The organism is Pseudomonas zanjanensis, assembly GCF_014268745.2.
Classification (GTDB): Bacteria; Pseudomonadota; Gammaproteobacteria; order Pseudomonadales; family Pseudomonadaceae; genus Aquipseudomonas; species Aquipseudomonas zanjanensis.
Genome location: NZ_JABWRB020000005.1, coordinates 159,775 through 179,712, shown reverse-complemented (window position 1 = coordinate 179,712; position 19,938 = coordinate 159,775). Strand labels below are relative to the sequence as shown.

The 19,938-nt window shown below is 62.0% G+C and carries 17 protein-coding genes; 10 read left to right on the top strand and 7 right to left on the bottom strand.

Annotation, left to right across the window (positions count from 1 at the left end; genetic code table 11):
• Positions 1-5: 5 nt before the first annotated feature.
• Complete coding sequence (locus tag HU715_RS24675) at positions 6-1,148, top strand: MFS transporter (protein WP_186706884.1); 1,143 nt, start codon at positions 6-8, stop codon at positions 1,146-1,148.
• 186 nt (positions 1,149-1,334) lie between these two features.
• Here HU715_RS24675 and HU715_RS24670 read toward each other — a convergent pair whose 3' ends face one another.
• Both HU715_RS24670 and HU715_RS24665 read right to left on the bottom strand, forming a co-directional pair.
• Positions 1,335-2,900, bottom strand: a complete 1,566-nt coding sequence (locus tag HU715_RS24670; protein WP_186706883.1) for a phospholipase D family protein — start codon at positions 2,898-2,900, stop codon at positions 1,335-1,337.
• Between the two features lie 61 nt (positions 2,901-2,961).
• Complete coding sequence (locus HU715_RS24665) at positions 2,962-4,395, bottom strand: aminotransferase-like domain-containing protein (protein ID WP_186706882.1); 1,434 nt, start codon at positions 4,393-4,395, stop codon at positions 2,962-2,964.
• Positions 4,396-4,574: 179 nt separating this feature from the next.
• Here HU715_RS24665 and HU715_RS24660 point away from each other — a divergent pair, with 179 nt between their 5' ends.
• On the top strand, positions 4,575-4,820 hold the full coding sequence (locus HU715_RS24660; RefSeq protein WP_186706881.1) for a DUF1127 domain-containing protein: 246 nt from the start codon (positions 4,575-4,577) through the stop codon (positions 4,818-4,820).
• Between the two features lie 117 nt (positions 4,821-4,937).
• On the opposite strand, the gene HU715_RS24655 is transcribed toward HU715_RS24660, so the two are convergent.
• Complete coding sequence (locus tag HU715_RS24655) at positions 4,938-6,251, bottom strand: NAD(P)/FAD-dependent oxidoreductase (RefSeq protein WP_186706880.1); 1,314 nt, start codon at positions 6,249-6,251, stop codon at positions 4,938-4,940.
• A 145-nt stretch (positions 6,252-6,396) separates the two neighbouring features.
• Between HU715_RS24655 and HU715_RS24650 the strand changes: the two genes are divergently transcribed.
• Entirely contained in the window at positions 6,397-6,750 is a 354-nt protein-coding gene (locus tag HU715_RS24650; RefSeq protein ID WP_003206850.1) for a YkgJ family cysteine cluster protein, read from the top strand.
• A gap of 136 nt (positions 6,751-6,886) precedes the next feature.
• Here HU715_RS24650 and HU715_RS24645 read toward each other — a convergent pair whose 3' ends face one another.
• Positions 6,887-7,375, bottom strand: a complete 489-nt coding sequence (locus HU715_RS24645; RefSeq protein WP_003206849.1) for an Lrp/AsnC ligand binding domain-containing protein — start codon at positions 7,373-7,375, stop codon at positions 6,887-6,889.
• 155 nt (positions 7,376-7,530) lie between these two features.
• Here HU715_RS24645 and dadA point away from each other — a divergent pair, with 155 nt between their 5' ends.
• The 6 genes from dadA (at position 7,531) to HU715_RS24615 (ending at position 13,660) form a co-directional block, all read left to right on the top strand.
• Positions 7,531-8,835 (top strand): D-amino acid dehydrogenase, encoded by a 1,305-nt coding sequence (dadA, locus tag HU715_RS24640; RefSeq protein WP_186706879.1) that lies wholly within the window; start codon positions 7,531-7,533, stop codon positions 8,833-8,835.
• Positions 8,807-9,160, top strand: a complete 354-nt coding sequence (locus tag HU715_RS24635; RefSeq protein ID WP_186706878.1) for a RidA family protein — start codon at positions 8,807-8,809, stop codon at positions 9,158-9,160. The genes dadA and HU715_RS24635 overlap by 29 nt, the downstream gene beginning before the upstream one ends.
• 97 nt (positions 9,161-9,257) lie before the next feature.
• Positions 9,258-10,331, top strand: a complete 1,074-nt coding sequence (alr, locus tag HU715_RS24630; protein WP_186706877.1) for an alanine racemase — start codon at positions 9,258-9,260, stop codon at positions 10,329-10,331.
• A gap of 128 nt (positions 10,332-10,459) precedes the next feature.
• Positions 10,460-11,008: a cupin domain-containing protein gene (locus HU715_RS24625; RefSeq protein ID WP_003206841.1), complete on the top strand. Its 549-nt coding sequence runs from the start codon at positions 10,460-10,462 to the stop codon at positions 11,006-11,008.
• 183 nt (positions 11,009-11,191) lie between these two features.
• Positions 11,192-11,602, top strand: a complete 411-nt coding sequence (locus HU715_RS24620) for a c-type cytochrome (protein ID WP_186706911.1) — start codon at positions 11,192-11,194, stop codon at positions 11,600-11,602.
• Between the two features lie 135 nt (positions 11,603-11,737).
• A complete protein-coding gene (locus HU715_RS24615) occupies positions 11,738-13,660 on the top strand; it encodes an acetyl-CoA hydrolase/transferase C-terminal domain-containing protein (RefSeq protein ID WP_186706876.1) in 1,923 nt (640 codons plus the stop codon).
• 122 nt (positions 13,661-13,782) lie between these two features.
• On the opposite strand, the gene HU715_RS24610 is transcribed toward HU715_RS24615, so the two are convergent.
• Both HU715_RS24610 and rep read right to left on the bottom strand, forming a co-directional pair.
• Positions 13,783-14,355, bottom strand: coding sequence for a xanthine phosphoribosyltransferase (locus HU715_RS24610; protein ID WP_042728997.1), 573 nt, complete (start codon positions 14,353-14,355; stop codon positions 13,783-13,785).
• 55 nt (positions 14,356-14,410) lie between these two features.
• Positions 14,411-16,420, bottom strand: a complete 2,010-nt coding sequence (rep, locus tag HU715_RS24605) for a DNA helicase Rep (protein WP_186706875.1) — start codon at positions 16,418-16,420, stop codon at positions 14,411-14,413.
• 273 nt (positions 16,421-16,693) lie between these two features.
• Between rep and HU715_RS24600 the strand changes: the two genes are divergently transcribed.
• Positions 16,694-18,364, top strand: a complete 1,671-nt coding sequence (locus HU715_RS24600; RefSeq protein ID WP_186706874.1) for a putative bifunctional diguanylate cyclase/phosphodiesterase — start codon at positions 16,694-16,696, stop codon at positions 18,362-18,364.
• 108 nt (positions 18,365-18,472) lie between these two features.
• Here HU715_RS24600 and HU715_RS24595 read toward each other — a convergent pair whose 3' ends face one another.
• Positions 18,473-19,867, bottom strand: coding sequence for a NorM family multidrug efflux MATE transporter (locus tag HU715_RS24595; RefSeq protein WP_186706910.1), 1,395 nt, complete (start codon positions 19,865-19,867; stop codon positions 18,473-18,475).
• Between the last annotated feature and the right edge of the window lie 71 nt (positions 19,868-19,938).

The window sequence follows — 19,938 nt, the reverse complement described above, 5'->3', positions numbered from 1 at the left end:
TGGAAATGCGTTGGGCAACCTATTTCGCCGTGTTGGCGTCTGTCCTGAGCGTCGGCCTGGCCCTGGGCGTGAGCATGCCGCTGGTATCGCTGCGCCTGGAGGGCTGGGGTTATGGCTCGTTCGCCATTGGCGTGATGGCTGCGATGCCGGCCGTGGGGGTGTTGCTTGGGGCCAAGGTGTCGAGCCGTCTGGCGGCGCGGTTCGGCACGGCGGCGTTGATGCGCCTGTGCCTATGGGGTGGGGCAGTGTCCATCGGGCTCTTGGCGCTGCTGCCCAGTTATACAGTCTGGTTGCTGTTGCGCCTGATGATCGGCGTGGTTCTGACCTTGGTGTTCATTCTGGGTGAAAGCTGGATCAATCAGTTGGTCATTGAAAAATGGCGTGGACGGCTGGTGGCGCTATACGGCAGTAGCTACGCCCTGAGCCAGTTGTCTGGCCCGCTGCTGCTGGGCGCCCTGGGGACCGATCATGACTACGGGTTTTGGGTGGGCGTTGGGCTGTTGTTGATCGCACCCTTGTTGCTGCTGGGCCGTAGCGGTGCACCCAGCAGTGAGGCCGGCAACGTCACGTTCAGTGATTTATGGGCGTTCTGCCGCGGCTTGCCAGCGATTGCCTGGGCGGTCTCGTTGTTCGCTGCGTTCGAGGCGATGATCCTCACCTTGCTGCCCGTGTATTGCCTGCGCCAGGGCTTCACGGCTGACATCGCGCTGGCGATGGTCAGCACCGTGGTGGTCGGCGATGCCTTGCTGCAGTTGCCCATCGGTGCCCTGGCCGATCGTGTGTCTCGCCGGGCTCTGTTGACGGGATGTGCGGTGGCATTGATGTTATCGAGCCTGGCGGTTCCGCTGCTGATCGATACCCTGCTGATCTGGCCGCTGTGGGTGCTGTTCGGCGCCAGCGCGGGCGGTTTGTTCACGTTGTCGCTGATCCTGATCGGCGAGCGTTACCGCGACGATGCGCTGGTAAGGGCCAACGCCCATGTCGCACAATTGTGGGGGCTCGGTTGCCTGGTCGGCCCACTGGTGGCGGGGGCGGGCAGCCAATGGATCAGCGGCCATGCGCTGCCTTTGTTCATGGCGGCCGGGGCGTTCGGGCTGGTGATCCTGCTGGTTCGCCAGGGGGCGTTTGGGAGCCCCCAGCCCGCTTGAACACCCGAAACCCTGTAGCAAGGGGGCTTTTGTGGCGAGGGAGCTTGCTCCCGCTCGGTTGCGCGGCAACCGCAAAGCCGGGACTGCTTCGCAGTCCAGCGGGAGCAAGCTCCCTCGCCACAAAAGCGGTCTGCCACAAGGCAGGCTGTCCACAAAAGGTCTGCCACAAAAGCGACCTGTCCGCCTCTAAAGCATCCGCTCCAGTCCGATCGTCGTGCTGAACCAGGCATTGAACCGGCGCCACCAACTGCCCGGTTCTCGGGCCAGGTCGTGGGTCTGGCCGTTATCTTCGGTGGTCCACACAAGCGTTCCATCTTCCAGCCTCGCCTGGTAGCTCAAGGCCGGCGCCATGCCTTGCAAGGCCAGCTCACGGACTTGTCCGGCGAGTTCAGGGCTGTCCACCAGCACGCCGACTTCGGTGTTCCATAGCACCGAACGCGGGTCAAAATTGAACGAGCCAATGAAGGATTTCTGCTGGTCGAAGATGATCGCCTTGCTGTGCAGGCTGGAGTCCGATTCGCCGTAGGACTTGCTGTAGAACAAGTGAGCGCTGCCGCCGGTGTCGCCCGGTTGCCGTCGCAACTCGAACAGGCGCACGCCATGTTGCAGCAGGGCCTTGCGGTACGGCGCGTAGCCGCCGTGCACGGCGGGCACGTCGGTGGCTTCCAGGGAATTGGTCAGCAGGCTCACCGACACACCGGCGTCTGCGCGACTGGTCAAGTACACCAAGCCTGGCTGGCCGGGGACGAAGTAGGCGGAAATCATGATCAGTTCTTTGCGGACGCCCGTCAGTTCGGGGGCCAGTTGGGTGGTCAGCAATAGCTGCGGGTCCGGTTCACCCTTGGCCAGCACTTTACTGGGCGCGTCCCACAGCGCCTGGTTCCAGGCCCAGATCAACTGGTCGCGCCACGTATCCAGGCGCGGTTGGGTCTTGTAGGCAGTCAATTGCTGGTAAAGCGCGTGGTTTTCCTTGTGGGTCTGCTCCAGCGACTCTTGCAGGCGCAGCCGACTGTTGGCCAGGTCCTTGGGCGTGGGGCGATGGGACAGGAACTGTTCGATGGGTTTGCTCAGGGCGCTGTTCCAGTACTGGTCGAAACTGTGGCCCAATTGTTCGGCCACCGGGCCGACGCCGAGCAGGTCGATGTCGGTGAAGTTCAGGTTGGGTTCGGCGTCGAAATACTCATCGCCCAGGTTGCGGCCGCCAACGATGGCCATGCTGTTGTCGGCCAGCCAAAGCTTGTTGTGCATCCGCCGGTGTTGCAGCGACAGGTTGAACAGGCGCCCGAGGCCACGGGTCACGCCGGTAGCGCGTCCGAGGTGCAGCGGATTGAACAGGCGGATCTGGATCTGTGGGTGAGCGGCAAGGGTCGCGATGACCTGGTCGAGGCCATCGCTGGTGGTGTCGTCCAGCAGGATCCGCACGCGCACGCCGCGGTCGGCGGCCTTGAGCAATTCATCCACCAGCATTCGCGTACTGATGCCGTCGTGGACGATGTAGTACTGCAAGTCCAGGCTGCCTTGGGCGTTGCGAATCAGCTCGGCTCGGGCGGTAAAGGCCTCGGTGCTGTCCGATAGCAGCCGAAAGCCTGAGCGTCCTTCGTGGGGCGCGGCCTGGGCTTGGACCGAGCGGCCGAACGAGGATTCGGCGGCGGGCAAGGCCTGGGAGGGCTCACGGGTGACATCAAGACCGGCGCAGCCGCTCAGCAGTGAGGCGACTAACAGCAACGCAGGCAGGATCGGTCTGGATCTCACGTAGGATCGTTCCGCTTGTTGGTGGGGATCGGCTGTTGGGTGCTGCTTCCCTGGTTAACGTTCAGACGACATCGCGCTGGGTTTCGTTCAACAGTGCGATGGCGGCCGCTCCGACCTTGCGCACAGCCTCTTCGATCTGGGCCGTTGGCTTGGCAGCGTAGTTCATCCGCAGGCAGTTGCGGTACTTGCCCGATGCCGAAAAGATGCTGCCGACAGCGACCTGTACGCCTTGGTCCAGCAGGACTCGATTGAGCTTCAGCGTATCGAAGCCGTCGGGCAGTTCCACCCACAGCATGAAGCTGCCCCGCGGGCGGCTGGCACGGGTACCCGCTGGGAAATAGCGGCTGACCCAGTCAATCATTGCGTCGCGATTGCGCTGGTATTGCGTGCGCATCCGCCGTAAATGGGGTTCGAAGTGCCCGCCCTTGAGAAACTCGGCAATGGCGATCTGCGGCTGTGGCGCGGTAGAGCCGGTGCTGATGTATTTCATGTGCAGCACCCGCTCCAGATACCGGCCTGGCGCGACCCAACCAATGCGCAGGCCAGGCGCCAGGGTCTTGGAAAACGAACTGCAGAGTAAGACGCGGCCGTCTTCATCGAACGACTTGATGGTGCGTGGGCGAGGGTAGGTGTAGGCCAATTCCCCATACACATCATCTTCAATAATCGCCACGTCGAAGCGTTGCGCCAGGTTCAGCAGCGCGCGTTTATTGGCGTCGGGCATGATGTAGCCCAATGGGTTGTTGCAGCTGGGAGTCAACTGTATGGCCTTGATAGGCCATTGCTCCAGGGCCAGTTCCAGCGCATCCAGGCTGATGCCGGTAAGCGGGTCGGTGGGGATCTCCAGGGCTTTCATGCCCAGGCCCTTGAGGGTTTGCATGGCCCCGTGAAAGCTGGGTGAGTCCACCGCGACGATATCGCCTTGTTCGCAGGTGGCGCGGATGCTGACCGACAGGGCTTCATGGCAGCCGGTGGTGACGATCAGGTCATTGGGGCCCAATTGGCAGCCGGAGTCCAGCGACAGCCGGGCGATCTGCTCGCGCAACGCGAGGTTGCCGTAGATGTTGTCGTAATACAGGCCTGGCATGTCTTGTCGGCGGCTGATCTGCGCCAGGCTGCGTAGCAGCGGTTTCATGGTCGGCGAATGGATATCCGGCATGCCTCGGCCCAGTTGCACCACGTCCGGGCGCGGCACGGCGCGTATCAGTTCCAGCACCTGGTCCCATTGGGAAATGTCCACGGGGCGCTGGGCCGGGCGGCCAATCACCGGCAGGTCCGGCAGTTCACGGCTCACGGGCACGAAATAACCTGACTTGGGTCTCGGCATCGCCAGCCCGCTGTCTTCCAGCACGCGATAGGCCTGCTGCACCGTACTCAAGCTGACCCCGTGCTCCGTGCTCAATGCCCGTACAGAAGGCAGCCGGTCGCCAGGACGGTAAAAGCCCTGTTCGATGCGGGTGCCGAGCAGTTCGGCGAGGTTCACATAGAGGGTCATGGTGTGCTCCCGATGAGAAGGACAACTGCAACCAATACAGTTGGGTTGGAAAATGATGATTCAGTACCCGAAGTACCTAATCTGTATGCTTATAAAAGAATTAGGTTGAATCTGTATTGCTTTTTGCCGTCCGCGCATCATGAAACCTCTGGCTACCCAAGTAAACAGGAGCGATCAAAATGAACGGCTTGAGCGATGTGCGGCTGACGTTACACAGTCAGGAACTGGCGGCAGGGCAAGAGAAAGGGCTGCGCAGCGCGACATTGCGCAATGCACCGTCCGGCCTCGGTCGCTGGGGCCTGTTCTGGCATCGTCTGCATACACGCAAGGCCTTGCTGGAACTTACACCCGAACAGTTGCATGACGTTGGGCTGAGCCGAGAGCAGGCGCGGGAGGAGGGGCTGAAACCGTTCTGGCGGCTTTGACGTGATCAAGGACCTGTGGCGAGGGAGCTTGCTCCCGCTCGGTTGCGCAGCGACCGCAAAATCGTAGGGTCGCTGCGCAACCCAGCGGGAGCAAGCTCCCTCGCCACGGTTGTTGGGCTAGACCAACTCTTTCAACCGATGCCACAACATCCCCAACGCCAACAACGGCGAGCGCAAATGCTTGCCACCCGGAAAGGTCATGTGCGGGACCTGGGCGAACAGGTCGAAACCGCTGCTCTGCTGCCCGCTGATGGCTTCGGCCAACAATTTGCCGGCCAGGTGCGTGGCATTCACGCCGTGGCCGGAATAGGCTTGGGCGTAATACACATTGGGTTGGTCCTTGAGCCGGCCGATCTGCGGCAAGCGGTTGGCACCGATGCCAATCATCCCGCCCCATTGATAGTCGATTTTCACGCCCGCCAACTGCGGGAACACCTTGAGCATCTTCGGACGCATGTAGGCGCCAATGTCCTGCGGGTCGCGGCCGGAATAGTGACAGGCCCCGCCGAACAACAAGCGACGATCGGCCGAAAGCCGGTAGTAATCCAATGCCACCCGTTGGTCGCAGACCGCCATGTTCTGCGGCAACAACGCCTGTGCCTGCGCCTGGCTCAAGGGTTCGGTGGCGATGATGTAGCTTCCGGCCGGCAACACTTTACCGCCGAGTTGCGGGTTGAGTCCGTTGAGGTAGGCGTTGCAGCCCAGTACCAGCGTCTTGGCGTGGACCGAGCCCTGTTGGGTGTGCACCTTCACTTCAGGGCCGTAGTCGATACGCGTGACCGCCGATTGCTCGAACAGCCGGACTCCCAGTTGCTGCGCGGCGGCGGCTTCGCCCAAGGCCAGGTTAAGCGGATGCAGATGGCCCGAGCCCATGTCGATCAATCCGCCGACGTAGCGATCCGAGCCTACGACGCTGTGCATTTCGTCGGCTTGCAGCAGTCGGGTCGAGTGGCGATAACCGAGGCTGCGCAGTTCTTCGGCGTCTTCGGCGAAGCCTTCCAGATCGCTGGGTTTGTTGGCGAGGTCGCAGTAGCCCCAGGTGAGGTCGCAAGGAATCTGGAAGCGCTCGACCCGCTGCCGAACGATTTCCACCGCCTCAAGGCCCATGAGCTTCATCTGGCGCACGCCGTCGGTGCCGATGATGGGCGCGAACTGGTCGAGGCCATGGCCGACGCCACGGATCAATTGGCCGCCGTTGCGCCCGCTGGCGCCCCAGCCGATCCGGTGCGCCTCCAGCAGCGCCACGCTCATGCCGCGTTCAGCCAGTTCGATCGCCGTGTTCAACCCGGAGAACCCGCCGCCGACGACGCAGACGTCCACCCGCAACTCCCCCTGCAACACCGGATGGTCCGGTTGCGGCAGGCTGCTGGCGGCGTAGTAAGAGGCGGCGTGCGCGTGGTTCGGGGCAGGTTGCTGAACACGGGCGTTCATGTGCGTAATCCTGATTGTTCTGTTTGAGAAATTTTACGGAGCATAAGCCGGGGATTCCTCCTCGGGCAACACCGGTCGGTTGGCGCTGTCTGGTCCGCGGCTTTTAAGGCAGAATCCCGGACAGTCCTTCTCGGTAACCGTCTCGATGAGCTGCAACAGTCAAAAAATTCGCACGCTACGCCAGCAGATTCCCTCGTTCGAGTGCGTACCGGGCTGCCATGACTGCTGCGGTCCGGTCACCACCTCGCCCGAGGAAATGGCCCGCTTGCCCCGCAAGACCCGCGCCGAACAGGATGCGGCCATGGAAGCGCTCGACTGCGTGCACCTGGGGCCCAACGGTTGCACGGTCTATGACGAGCGTCCGCTGATCTGTCGGCTGTTCGGCACCACGGCGACCTTGCCGTGTCCCAATGGCCGGCGACCGGTGGAACTGATTCATCCGCGTGTGGAGAAGCAGATTCATGAATATATGGCCAGCACTCGGCAGGTGTTGGTCTAGCGGTCTGGCATACCGAGTCGCGGCTTTCGCGAGCAGGCTCGCTCCCACAAGGGCTCTCTGTAGTTCGCAAGAAAGCGTTCGCCACCTACCTGTGTGGGAGCGAGCCTGCTCGCGAAGGCGGCCTTGGGGGCTGCCATCAATCCGGAATCGGCAGGTTCAAGCTCTCCTTCACTTCTTCCATCACGATGTAGCTCTTGGATTCGCGCACGTGGGGTAGTTTGAGCAGGATGTCCCCCAGCAGCTTGCGGTACGACGCCATCTCGGAAATCCGTGCTTTCACCAGGTAGTCGAAATCTCCTGACACCAGGTGACATTCCAGCACGTGAGGCAATTTCAGCACGGCGCGTCGGAATTCTTCGAAGGTGTCGCCGGATTTGTAGTCGAGGCTGATTTCGACAAACACCAGCAGGCTGCCCTTCAAGTGCTGCGGGTTGAGCCGGGCGTTGTAGCCCATGATGATCCCTTCGCGCTCCAGGCGCCGCACCCGTTCGGTACAGGGCGTGGTGGAGAGGCCGACCTTTTCCCCCAGCTCGGTGAAGGAGATCCGTCCGTCCGCCTGGAGGATCCGCAGGATGTTGCGGTCGATCTTGTCCAGCTCGCGTTTGGTCTGGGTGTTGGTACGCACAGGTGATGCGCCTCCATGAAAAGGGGTTTTGCCGAGAATTCTCGCCAAATATAGGTGTTTATATAGTGAAAAGCACTGGCTGATCTTTTTTACACTGCGCCCATCAAAGCTATGTACAACAAACGTCAGCGGTTATCCGCGATGAGGGCATCAACATGCGCGTTCTGGTCTTGGGTAGCGGCGTCATCGGTACCGTCAGTGCTTATTACCTGGCTCGTGCCGGGTTTGAAGTGGTGGTGGTCGACCGTCAGCCAGCACCTGCCATGGAAACCAGTTTCGCCAATGCCGGTCAGGTGTCGCCGGGTTATGCCTCGCCGTGGGCCGCGCCGGGCGTGCCGCTCAAGGCCATTAAATGGCTGCTGCAACGCCATGCGCCACTGGCGATCAAGGCCACTGCCGACATCGATCAATATCTGTGGATGGCGCAGATGCTGCGCAATTGCACCGCCAACCGCTACGCAATCAACAAGGAGCGCATGGTCCGCCTGTCCGAGTACAGCCGCGACTGCCTCGACGAACTGCGCGCCGAAACCGGCATTGCCTACGAAGGCCGTAGCCTGGGGACTACGCAGTTGTTCCGCACCCAGGCCCAGCTCGATGGCGCGGCAAAAGATATCGCCGTGTTGAAAGAGTCCGGCGTGCCGTTCGAAGTACTCGACCGCGAAGGCATCGCCCGGGTCGAACCGGCCCTGGCCAATGTCACCGACATCCTGGCGGGTGCCTTGCGCTTGCCCAACGACCAGACCGGCGACTGCCAGATGTTTACCACGCGCCTGGCGGAAATGGCGGTGAAGCTGGGCGTGCAATTCCGCTTCGGCCAGGACATCCAACGCCTGGACTTCGCGGGTGATCGCATCAACGGCGTGTGGATCGACGGCAAGCTGGAAACCGCCGACCGTTATGTGCTCGCCCTGGGCAGCTATTCGCCGCAACTGCTCAAGCCCCTCGGGATCCGTGCACCGGTGTATCCGCTCAAGGGTTACTCCCTGACCGTGCCGATCACCAACCCGGCCATGGCACCGACCTCGACCATTCTCGACGAAACCTACAAGGTCGCGATCACCCGCTTCGACAATCGCATTCGGGTGGGCGGCATGGCGGAAATCGCCGGTTTTGACCTGTCCCTCAACCCTCGTCGGCGCGAAACCCTGGAGATGATCGTCAACGACCTTTATCCTCAGGGCGGCGACCTGGCCCAGGCCAGTTTCTGGACCGGCTTGCGCCCGACCACCCCGGACGGCACGCCAATCGTAGGCGCCACACCGTTCAAGAATCTGTTCCTGAACACCGGCCATGGCACCCTTGGATGGACCATGGCCTGTGGTTCCGGTCGCCTGTTGGCCGACCTGATGGCAAAGAAAAAGCCGCAGATCAGCGCCGAAGGCCTCGATATTTCCCGTTACGGTAGCAAACACCAGGAGTCTGCAAAACATGTCAATCCAGCGCCAGCTCACCAATGACCGCATGAGCCAGGTTGTCGTGCACAACGGCACCGTTTACCTGGCCGGGCAGGTCGGCGACGACATGAACGCCGGTATTGAACAGCAGACCCGCGAATGCCTGGCCAATATCGAACGCTTGCTGGACCTGTCCGGGACTGACAAGACGCGGCTGTTATCGGTGACGATCTACCTGAAGGACATCGAGGCCCATTTCGCAGGCATGAATGCCGTCTGGGACCAATGGTTGCCCAAAGGCGTCGCCCCGGCCCGTGCCACGGTTGAGGCCAAGCTGTGTGAACCGGAGATTCTGGTGGAGCTGTCCGTCGTGGCCGCGCTGCCTTAATCCCCGGCCGAAACGATCCCTCTTCCGGCGCTGCGGGCGGTTCATGCCGTCAGCCCGCGCCGGTTTTTTATTGATGACCGCCTAGAAGCCTGCCGCCATGCGTCCTGCCCGTGCCCTGATCGATCTCCAAGCCCTGCGTCACAACTACCAATTGGCCCGCGAAGTCACGGGGGCCAAAGCCCTTGCGGTGATCAAGGCCGACGCCTATGGGCACGGCGCGGTGCGTTGCGCCGAGGCGCTGCAGGACACGGCGGACGGGTTTGCCGTGGCCTGCATCGAAGAGGCCCTGGAATTGCGGGCCGGCGGGATTCGTGGGCCGATCCTGCTGTTGGAAGGGTTTTTCGAAGCCGATGAGTTGCCACTGATCGTCGAGCACGATTTCTGGTGCGTGGTGCATTCGTTGTGGCAGCTTGAAGCGATTGAAAAAGCCCCTCTGAGCCAGCCGATCACCGTCTGGCTCAAGCTCGATTCCGGCATGCACCGGGTCGGCCTGCATCCGACGGATTACCAGGCGGCCTACCGTCGCCTGCTCGCCAGCGGCAAAGTGGCGAAGATTGTGTTGATGAGCCACTTCGCCCGTGCCGATGAACTGCACGATCCCAGTAGTACCGAGCAACTGGCGATCTTCGACAAAGCCCGCCAGGGCCTGGTGGCGCCGATCAGCCTGCGCAATTCACCAGCGGTGCTAGGCTGGCCGCAGATACCCAGCGACTGGGTGCGCCCGGGCATCATGCTCTACGGGGCCACGCCTTTTGATGAGCCCAACGCTGTCGCCTCGCGCTTGCAACCGGTGATGACCCTGGAGTCGAAGATCATCAGCGTGCGCGAATTGCCTGCCGGCGAGCCGGTGGGCTATGGCGCTCGCTTCGTGACCACGCAACCGACCCGGGTGGGCGTGGTCGCCATGGGTTATGCCGACGGCTACCCACGCCAGGCCCCCACCGGCACCCCGGTGCTGGTGGAGGGGCAGCGCAGCCAGTTGGTGGGCCGGGTGTCGATGGACATGCTGGCTGTCGACTTGACCCAAGTCCCCCAGGCCGGGCTCGGCTCGACCGTGGAGTTTTGGGGCAAGCACATCCTCGCCAGCGATGTCGCCAAGGCCGCCGACACGATTCCTTATCAGATTTTCTGCAACCTGCGGCGGGTGCCACGGCTCTATTCCGGGGCCTGACACGAAGCGCAACCTACCGAAAGTCGCTTCACCGCACAGGATTCGGGTCAAAGTGTTGTAAATACTGAACGCTGTCGCCATGATAACGCTCACTTTCCACACAACCTGATTCCCTGGAGGCTCCAGCATTGGACGTCGGTGAACGACTGCAATCCATTCGTAAACTCAAAGGCCTTTCCCAGCGTGAACTCGCCAAGCGCGCGGGCGTCACCAACAGCACTATTTCGATGATCGAGAAGAACAGCGTCAGCCCCTCGATCAGTTCGCTGCGTAAGGTCCTTGGCGGGATTCCCATGTCCATGGTCGAATTTTTCTCCGAAGAGATCCTTCAGGAGAAACCGACCCAGATCGTCTACAAAGCCAACGAACTGATCGACATCTCCGACGGCGCCGTGACCATGAAGCTGGTGGGCAGGGCACACCCGAGCCGGGCGATTGCCTTCCTCAATGAAATCTATCCACCGGGTGCCGATACCGGTGAAGAGATGCTCACCCATGAGGGCGAGGAAACCGGGATCCTGGTGGAAGGGCGGCTGGAATTGGTGGTCGGCGTCGAAACCTTCGTGCTCGAAGCCGGCGACAGCTATTATTTCGAAAGCACCAAGCCGCACCGTTTCCGTAATCCGTTCGACGTGCCGGCGCGACTGATCAGCGCAGCCACACCGGCCAATTTCTAGACCGAGAGGCGCCAGGCCCGCGTGGCCAAGGCGCCCGCTTGTTGGGCTGTCATGACAAACAAGACCCTTGCGACTTTGGGGTTGTTTCAGAGTGACAGGCTTACCGCTATACTTGCGCCCGCCTGCAAACCGTGGCCGCAGGCGTGACTAGCCACCATTGAGGGTGTACGCGTGAACCTAATTATGAAAATGCTGGCTGCACCAGCAACCGTATTGGCCCTATGGGCTGCGACCGCTCAAGCGGCGCCGAACGACGAAATCGCCAAGCGCCTTGAACCCGTCGGCCAGGTCTGCGTCCAGGGCAAGGAATGCAAGGGTATGGAAGTCGTGGCTTCGGCTGGCGGCGGGGCTGCCAAGACGCCGAAAGACGTGATCGCAAAACACTGCAACGCTTGCCACGGCACTGGCCTGCTGGGCGCGCCGAAAATCGGCGACAAGGCTGCCTGGAAAGAGCGCGCCGACCACCAGGGTGGTCTCGATGGCATCCTGGCCAAGGCGATTACTGGCGTGAACGCCATGCCGCCTAAAGGCACCTGCGCCGACTGCTCCGATGACGACCTCAAGGGCGCTATCAAAGAGATGTCTGGCCTGTAATACGCCAACATCTTTCACAAAAAAGCCGCTTACGAGCGGCTTTTTTGCGCCTGGGATTTTTCGGGGCTGTTCATCGCAACCAAGACCCGGCAAGCTCGGTCCAACCCACATTCATGGAATGTCCTGGAGGGTCCGATGGTGCAGTTGTGTTCAATCGAACAGGCGGTGGATGACGTGCTCGAGCGCCTGCCGGCACATATTCACCTCGGTATGCCCCTGGGGCTGGGCAAGCCCAACCTGTTCGCCAACGCGCTGTTCCGGCGCATCGCGCAACTGCCCGAGCGACAGCTGACCATCTACACCGCCCTGAGCCTGGGCCGGCCGAACCTGGGCGATGGTTTGCAGAAGCGCTTCCTCGAACCCTTTATCGAACGGGTCTTCGGCGATTACCCCGAGCTGGATTTCTTGGCGGACCTGCAGCGGGACAGCCTGCCGGCCAACATCCGCGTCCAGCAATTCTTCATGCAGCCCGGCAGCCTGCTGCATAGCACGTCGGCCCAGCAAGACTACGTCAGCAGCAACTACAGCCATGCGGCCCGGGACATCAATGCCGCCGGCTTGAACCTGGTGGCGCAACTGGTGGCGAGCGATCCGGAGCACCCGGATCGCCTGAGCCTGAGCTGCAACCCGGACATCACCCTCGACCTGCTGCCGATGATCGCCAAGCGGCGCGAGGCCGGGGAGACCATTCTCATGGTGGGCCAGGTCCACAGCGACTTGCCCTACATGCCCGGCGATGCGGAAGTCGGCATCGACGCTTTCGACCTGTTGATCGACGAAAAGGACAGCCACACGTTGTTCTCCACGCCGAACATGCCGGTGGGTTTCCAGGACCATTTGATCGGCCTGCACGCCAGTACCCTGGTGCGCGATGGCGGTACGTTGCAGATCGGTATCGGCTCGATGGGCGACGCATTGACCGCGGCACTGCTGGCGCGCCAGGCCGATAACGCCGGCTACCAGGCGTTGCTGGCGGACCTGAACCTTAGCCAGTGGGCGCAATTGATCGAGCGTGAGGGCGGGGTCGAGCCGTTTGCCAAAGGGTTGTACGGTTGCAGTGAAATGTTCGTCAACGGTTTGCTGGCGCTGGCGGAGGCCGGGATCATCCGGCGCAAGGTCTACCCCGACGAGGCGACCCAGGAGCGGGCCAATGCCGGGACGCTCGACGAGGCGGCGCAACCCGACGGCATCTGCATACACGGCGGATTCTTCCTCGGCCCGCGCAGTTTTTACGAGCGCCTGAGCGAGCTGCCGCAAAGCCGTCTGCGCGAATTCAACATGACGCGCATCAGTTACATCAACGAGCTGTACGGCCAGGAACAGCTCAAGCGCCTGCAACGCCTCGATGCTCGTTTCATCAACACGGTTTTCACCATGACCCTGATGGGCGCCGGGGTGGCCGATCAGTTGGAAGATGGGCGAGTGCTCAGCGGTGTGGGCGGGCAGTACAACTTCGTTGCCCAAGGCCATGCGCTGGAGGGCGGGCGCTCGATCCTGCTGCTGCGCAGTTGGCGTGAGGCCGGGGGCGAGATCAGCTCGAATATCGTCTGGGAGTACGGCCATTGCACGATTCCCCGGCACCTGCGGGACATCGTGATCACCGAATACGGCATCGCCGACCTGCGCGGCAAGACCGACGCGGCAGTGATCGAGGCGTTACTGAACATCAGCGACTCACGCTTCCAGCCCGGGTTGATCGAGCAGGCGCAAAAGGCCGGCAAGCTGCCGAAGGATTTCCGTCTCGATCCGCGGTTCGCCGACAACACCTCGGAGCGGTTGCAGGCGATCCAGACACGCCATCCGAACCTGTTTCCCGAGTACCCGCTGGGCTGTGATTTCGATGGGCTGGAGCGGGACCTATTACGGGCGCTGAACTGGCTCAAGAGCAAGTTCAAGCTCACTGAGATCCTGGAGCTGGGCAAAGCCGCGCTGGATGCTCCGGAGCCCTGGGAATATGCCGGGCATCTGGAGCGGATGCAGTTGACCAGTCCCGAGGGGTTGAAGGAGGAATTGGCCCAGCGGTTGCTGCTGGCGGGGCTCAAGGCGACAGTGCCATAGCGGTATATACATTCCCCTGTGGGAGCGGGCTTGCTCGCGAATGCGGTGTGTCAGCCAAATCAATGCTAACTGATACACCGCATTCGCGAGCAAGCCCGCTCCCACAGGATTGAATGGGGTGATCAGTCGATGAAAGTCACAACCCCACCCGCCAGCGACTTCACCCGGGCCAACGACTCGACGCGATAGCCCTGTGCATCCAATTCCGCGCGGCCGCCCTGGAATGACTTCTCGATCACGATCCCCAGACCTGCCACGGTGGCGCCGGCCTGCTTGATGATGGAAATCAGCGCCTGGGAGGCTTTGCCGTTGGCCAGGAAGTCATCGATGATCAGCACCCGATCACTGCTGGTCAGGTGACGCGGGCTGATGGCGACGGTGCTTTCGGTCTTCTTGGTGAACGAATACACGGTGGCCGACAGCAGATTCTCCGTCAGGGTCAGGGACTGTTGCTTGCGGGCGAAGATCACCGGCACGCCAAGGTTCAGCCCGGTCATGATCGCCGGGGCAATGCCCGAGGCTTCGATGGTGACGATCTTGGTAATGCCAGAATCCTTGAACAGCGCGGCGAATTCGTCGCCGATCAGCTTCATCAATTGCGGGTCGATCTGGTGGTTGAGAAACGCATCGACCTTCAGGACCTGGTCGGACAGCACGATGCCTAGCTCGCGGATTTTCTGGTGCAGGGCTTCCATGAAGCCTCCTCTGATGGCGCGTGAGCGCCTGAAGTCGGTAAAAAAGTAGTCGATTCTAGCGCTTTAACATCGCGCGTATATCCGCCAGGGCACTGTTGCCGCGAACGACTTTGACTTCCGTTGGCGTGTCGTCATTGCCTTCCCAGGCCAGGTCGTCCGGCGGCAGTTCATCGAGAAAGCGGCTCGGTGCGCAGTCGATCACTTCGCCGTATTGCTTGCGCTTGGCGGCGAAGGTGAAGGCCAGCGTCTGGCGTGCCCGGGTAATGCCGACATAGGCCAGGCGCCGTTCTTCCTCGATGGTGTCGGCCTCGATGCTGGAACGGTGCGGCAGGATTTCCTCTTCCATGCCCATGATGAACACGTAGGGAAACTCCAGGCCCTTGGAAGCATGCAGCGTCATCATCTGCACGCCTTCGGCGCCTTCTTCCTCTTCCTGTTGGCGCTCGAGCATGTCCCGCAGCACGAGCTTGCCGATGGCGTCCTCGACCGTCATGTCGCCGTCTTCGTCTTTTTCCAGGGTGTTCTTCAACGCCTCGATCAGGAACCAGACGTTGCTCATGCGGTAGTCGGCAGCCTTGTCGCTGGAGCTGTTGGTGCGCAGCCAGTTCTCATAGTCGATGTCCATGACCATGCTGCGCAGCGCCGAGATCGGATCTTCCCCGGCGCACTGCTCGCGGACCTTGTCCATGAAGCGCTTGAAGCGCGCCAGGCGATCGGTGAAGCGGCTGTCCAGATGTTCGCCCAGGCCAATTTCATCGGTGGCGGCGTACATCGAGATCTTGCGCTCGGTGGCATAGTTGCCGAGTTTTTCCAGGGTGGTCGAACCGATTTCCCGGCGCGGCACGTTGATCACCCGTAGGAAGGCGTTGTCGTCGTCCGGGTTCACGATCAGGCGGAAGTAGGCCATCAGGTCCTTCACTTCCTGGCGTCCGAAAAAGCTGTTGCCCCCCGACAGGCGATAAGGCACCTGGTGATGCTGCAATTTCAGCTCGATCAGCTTGGCCTGGTAGTTGCCGCGGTACAGGATCGCAAAGTCACTGTACGGCCGGTCGGTGCGCAGGTGCAGGCTGAGGATTTCCATGGCCACGCGCTCGGCTTCGGCGTCTTCGTTGCGGCAACGGATCACGCGGATCTCGTCGCCGTGGCCCATCTCGCTCCACAGTTGCTTTTCGAACTCGTGGGGGTTGTTGGAAATCAGCACGTTGGCGCAGCGCAGGATGCGGCTGGTGGAGCGGTAGTTCTGCTCCAGCATCACCACTTTGAGCGACGGGTAGTCTTCCTTGAGCAACATCAGGTTTTCCGGCCGCGCGCCGCGCCAGGCATAGATCGACTGGTCATCGTCACCCACCACGGTGAACTGGTTGCGCTTGCCGATCAGTAGCTTCACCAGCAAATACTGGCTGGCGTTGGTGTCCTGGTATTCGTCCACGAGCAGGTAGCGGACCTTGTTCTGCCATTTTTCGAGAATGTCGGCGTGGTCCTGGAACAGCTTGACCGGCAACAGGATCAGGTCGTCGAAGTCCACCGCGTTGAACGCCTTGAGCGTGCGCTGGTAGTGGGTATAGACGATGGCGGCGGTCTGTTCCTTGGGGTTGCGGGCGTTTTCCAGGGCCTCGGGCGGCAGGATCAGGTCGTTTTTCCAGGCGCCGATCATGTTCTTGATCTCATCCACGCCGTCGTCGCCCGAATATTCCTTCTGCATGATGTCGGTCATCAGGGCCTTGACGTCGGTCTCGTCGAAAATCGAGAAGCCCGGTTTGTAGCCCAGCCGCGCGTGTTCCTTGCGGATGATGTTCAGGCCCAGGTTGTGGAAGGTACAGACTGTCAGGCCGCGACCTTCGCCGGCGCGCAGCAGGCCGCCGACCCGCTCTTTCATTTCCCGGGCGGCCTTGTTGGTGAAGGTCATGGCGACGATGTACTGGGCGCGGATGCCACAATTCTGGATCAGGTGCGCAATCTTGCGGGTGATCACGCTGGTCTTGCCGGAGCCTGCACCGGCGAGCACCAAAAGAGGGCCGCCGACATAGTTCACGGCTTCTTGCTGCCGGGGATTGAGTCGGGACATGACAGGGTTCAGGGAGTCGTTTGCGAAATGGGCCGGCATTTTAACAGGCTCAGAGAATTGTGCTGCTCTGTCCGACTTGTGACGCACACAGGATTGTCATTTGCCGCTTTTGTCACTTTCACGCAGGATGTGGAGCCAATTGGGTCCTGCGTAGCATTTCGAGCGGAAAAACCACCGAAAAGCGCGTGTTTGAGAACCATTGGCATTGGTCATTGCCCATCGGCAGGTCATAATGCCCGGCGCCTACCACCTTGCAGAGTCTAGGGAGTCAGCTTGTCAACGCCTGTCGAACCCTTGCGTTTGCTGTTATTGGCCCAAGAGCCAGAGTGGGCAGCAATCTTGCGCGAGTGCCTGGTGCCCTTGGGGCCCTCGGTCGTGTTGATCAGCGCTCCGAACTGGGAGTCAGTCTGCAGCCTGTTCGAAGACAATCGCAACGCGGTGTTGCTGACCGTTGCGGCGCTGCAACCGGCGCCGGGTCGTTGCAGCCTGCCAACCATCCTGTTGCTTGAGCACGAGCCGGCGGCTGCCCCCGACGGTGTCAGCGACTGGCTGGTGCGCGACGTGCTCGACGGTGCGACCCTGCGTCGTTGCTTGCGCCATGTGCGTGAACGCGGCGTGCTGGAAAACACCTTGCAGCGCCTCGCCGAACAGGACCCATTGACAGGCATCGCCAATCGCCAGGGCTTCCAGACCTTGCTGGCGGCGCGCCTGGCGGAAAACGACGGCCGTGGCCTGGCGCTCGGTCACCTGGACCTGGACAACTTTCGCCACGCCAACGACGCCCTCGGCCACCAGGCCGGTGACCGCTTGATCCTGCAAGTGGTGTCGCGGCTCAAGAGCTCGCTCGAGGCTGGCGATCAATTGGCGCGATTGGGCAGTGATGAGTTCGCCCTGTTGATCGACACCCGCCGCGCACCACAGCGGGCCGAGTGGATGGCCGAGCGTATTACCGAGGCCTTGGCCGAACCTTATTGGGTGGACGGTGAAAGCTTGCTGATCGGCTGTAGTCTGGGCGTCGCCCATGCCCGCGCCCAGGCCGGCGCCGATCCGCTGATGTGGCACGCCCACATCGCCATGCAACAGGCCAAGAGCACCCAGGGCTGCACCTTTCATATCTTCAACGAGCGCATCAATCGCAATGCCCGCAGCCTCGCCGACCTGGAAAGCGAGCTGCGCCGGGCACTGCGCCGCGACGAGTTGGAACTGCATTACCAGCCCCGATTGAACCTCGATGGCGGCCACATCGTCGGCCTCGAAGCCCTGGTGCGCTGGCGTCACGGCGAGCGCGGCTTGCTGCCGCCGAGTGAGTTCGTGCCGCTGGCCGAACAGAGCGGCCTGATCGTGCCGCTGGGCTACTGGGTGATTTCCCGGGCGCTGCGGGACATGCAGGCCCTGCGCGAGCGAGGGCTGGCGCCGTTGCACATGGCGGTCAACCTGTCGTTCCGGCAGTTCCAGGACAGCCAGTTGCTGCCGACCTTGAGCCGGCTGATTGCCGAGCGGGGTGTCGAGGCGCAATGGCTTGAATTCGAACTCACCGAAACCGCCGTCATGCGCCGCAGCGAACTGGTCAAGCAGACCATGGATGCCTTGGGCCGCCTGGGGGTGCGCTTCTCCCTGGACGACTTCGGCACCGGCTTCTCGTCGTTCGTGCACCTCAACAGCCTGCCGATCGCCTTGCTCAAGATCGACAAGAGCTTCGTCGGCGGCATGGAACAGCGCGAAGAGAACCGCAAACTGGTGCACGCCATGATCAACCTGGCCCACAACCTCAACCTGGAGGTGGTGGCCGAAGGTGTGGAAACCCAGGAACAACTGGACCTGCTACGCGGTTTCGGTTGCGACCAGGTGCAGGGTTTCCTGATCAGCAAGCCGTTGCCGTTGCCGGAGTTGGTTGAATATTTGACGTTCGAGGGTGATCAGCAGTCGATGCTGGAAATCAGCTGACACAAAACCCTGTGGGAGCGGGCTTGCTCGCGAAGGCGGTGGGTCAGCCGGATACTCTTGGACTGACACTCCGCCTTCGCGAGCAAGCCCGCTCCCACAAGGGGATTTTCATTTGGCCTGGATCGCTTCGAATCCGGGCCGCCCAGGCTCACTGCGAATCATCCGCTTCATCTTCCACTCAAACGCCAGCGTCAGGCTCACGGCCGCACAGGCCAGCCCCAGGGCCAGGCCCCACCAGACACCGGTTGGCCCCCAGTTCAAGTGGAAAGCCATCCACCACGCCGACGGCGCACCGATCAGCCAATAGCAACCCAGGCCCACCAGGAAGGTGGTCTTGGCGTCCTTGAGTCCGCGAATGCAGCCCATGGCGATGGTTTGCGTGCCGTCGAACAGCTCGAACCACGCCGCCACCGCCAACAGGCTCACCGCCAGGTTGATCACCTCGCGAAACGCCGGGTCGTCGTGGTCCAGGAACAAGCCGATCAATTGATGGGGCAACAACCAGAACACCATGGCGAACGCCAGCATCGCGGCCGCGCCGAAGCCGATCCCGACCCGCCCGGCCAGGCGCGCCATCAGCAGTTGCCCGGCGCCGTAGTGCTGGCCGATGCGCATGGTGATGGCGTAGGACATCCCGGCCGGCACCATGAACGCCACCGAGACGATTTGCAGGGCGATCTGGTGGGCCGCCAACGGCGTGCTGCCCATGGTGCCCATGCACAGCGCGGCGAACGCGAACAGCCCGACTTCCACTGCGTACGTGCCGCCGATCGGCAGGCCCAGGCGCCACAGTTCCTTGAGGTATTGGCGGTTGGGCCGCGACAGCCCATCCAGCAGCGGATAGGCACGGTAGGCCGGGTGCCGATGGATGTGCCAGGCCAGCGCCAGGGCCATGCAATTGGCGACGATGGCCGTGACCAGGCCGATGCCCATCAAGCCGAGTTTCGGCAGGCCGAACATGCCGGTGATGAGCGCGTAGTTGAGCAGGAAGTTGGCCACCGTACCGCCGAGGCTGATCACCATTACGGGCGTGGCTCGGCCGATGGCGCTGGTAAAGCCGCGCAGGGCCATGAAGCTCAGGTAGCCGGGCAGGGCGAATGGCAGCGCCAGCAGGAACTGCCCGGCGGACAGTACGTTGGTTTCGGTCTGGCCGAACATCAGCAGCACCGGCTTGAGGTTCCACAGCAGCAACCCGGCCATCAGCGCCATCAACCAGGCCAGCCATAATCCGGCCTGGGTCAGCCGGGTAGCGCCCTCGACATCGCCTGCGCCCTGGCGAATCGCAACCAGGGTGCCCACCGCGGCGATCACGCCGATGCAGAAGATCGACACGAACGAATAGGTGGCCGCCCCGAGCCCGCCACCGGCGAGGGCTTCGGGGCTCAGGCGCGCCATCATCACGGTGTCGGTGAGCACCATCAGCATGTGCGCCAACTGCGAGGCAATCAACGGCCCCGCCAGCCGCAGGATGGCCCAGAGTTCGGTACGCACCGGATGCCGCATGATCATCACGCTCCCTGTTCAAAGAAGGCAGTAAAGCGACGATTCTCGGCGCTCTAGACGGATTGCACAAA

Coding starts and splice junctions, on each gene's coding strand:
- HU715_RS24675 (WP_186706884.1), top strand. CDS start 6: ATGCGTTGGGCAACCTATTTCGCCGTGTTGGCGTCTGTCCTGAGCGTC.
- HU715_RS24665 (WP_186706882.1), bottom strand. CDS start 4,395: ATGACCCTCTATGTGAACCTCGCCGAACTGCTCGGCACCCGCATCGAA.
- HU715_RS24660 (WP_186706881.1), top strand. CDS start 4,575: ATGAACGGCTTGAGCGATGTGCGGCTGACGTTACACAGTCAGGAACTG.
- HU715_RS24655 (WP_186706880.1), bottom strand. CDS start 6,251: ATGAACGCCCGTGTTCAGCAACCTGCCCCGAACCACGCGCACGCCGCC.
- HU715_RS24650 (WP_003206850.1), top strand. CDS start 6,397: ATGAGCTGCAACAGTCAAAAAATTCGCACGCTACGCCAGCAGATTCCC.
- dadA (WP_186706879.1), top strand. CDS start 7,531: ATGCGCGTTCTGGTCTTGGGTAGCGGCGTCATCGGTACCGTCAGTGCT.
- HU715_RS24635 (WP_186706878.1), top strand. CDS start 8,807: ATGTCAATCCAGCGCCAGCTCACCAATGACCGCATGAGCCAGGTTGTC.
- alr (WP_186706877.1), top strand. CDS start 9,258: ATGCGTCCTGCCCGTGCCCTGATCGATCTCCAAGCCCTGCGTCACAAC.
- HU715_RS24620 (WP_186706911.1), top strand. CDS start 11,192: ATGAAAATGCTGGCTGCACCAGCAACCGTATTGGCCCTATGGGCTGCG.
- HU715_RS24615 (WP_186706876.1), top strand. CDS start 11,738: ATGGTGCAGTTGTGTTCAATCGAACAGGCGGTGGATGACGTGCTCGAG.
- HU715_RS24610 (WP_042728997.1), bottom strand. CDS start 14,355: ATGGAAGCCCTGCACCAGAAAATCCGCGAGCTAGGCATCGTGCTGTCC.
- rep (WP_186706875.1), bottom strand. CDS start 16,420: ATGTCCCGACTCAATCCCCGGCAGCAAGAAGCCGTGAACTATGTCGGC.
- HU715_RS24595 (WP_186706910.1), bottom strand. CDS start 19,867: ATGCGGCATCCGGTGCGTACCGAACTCTGGGCCATCCTGCGGCTGGCG.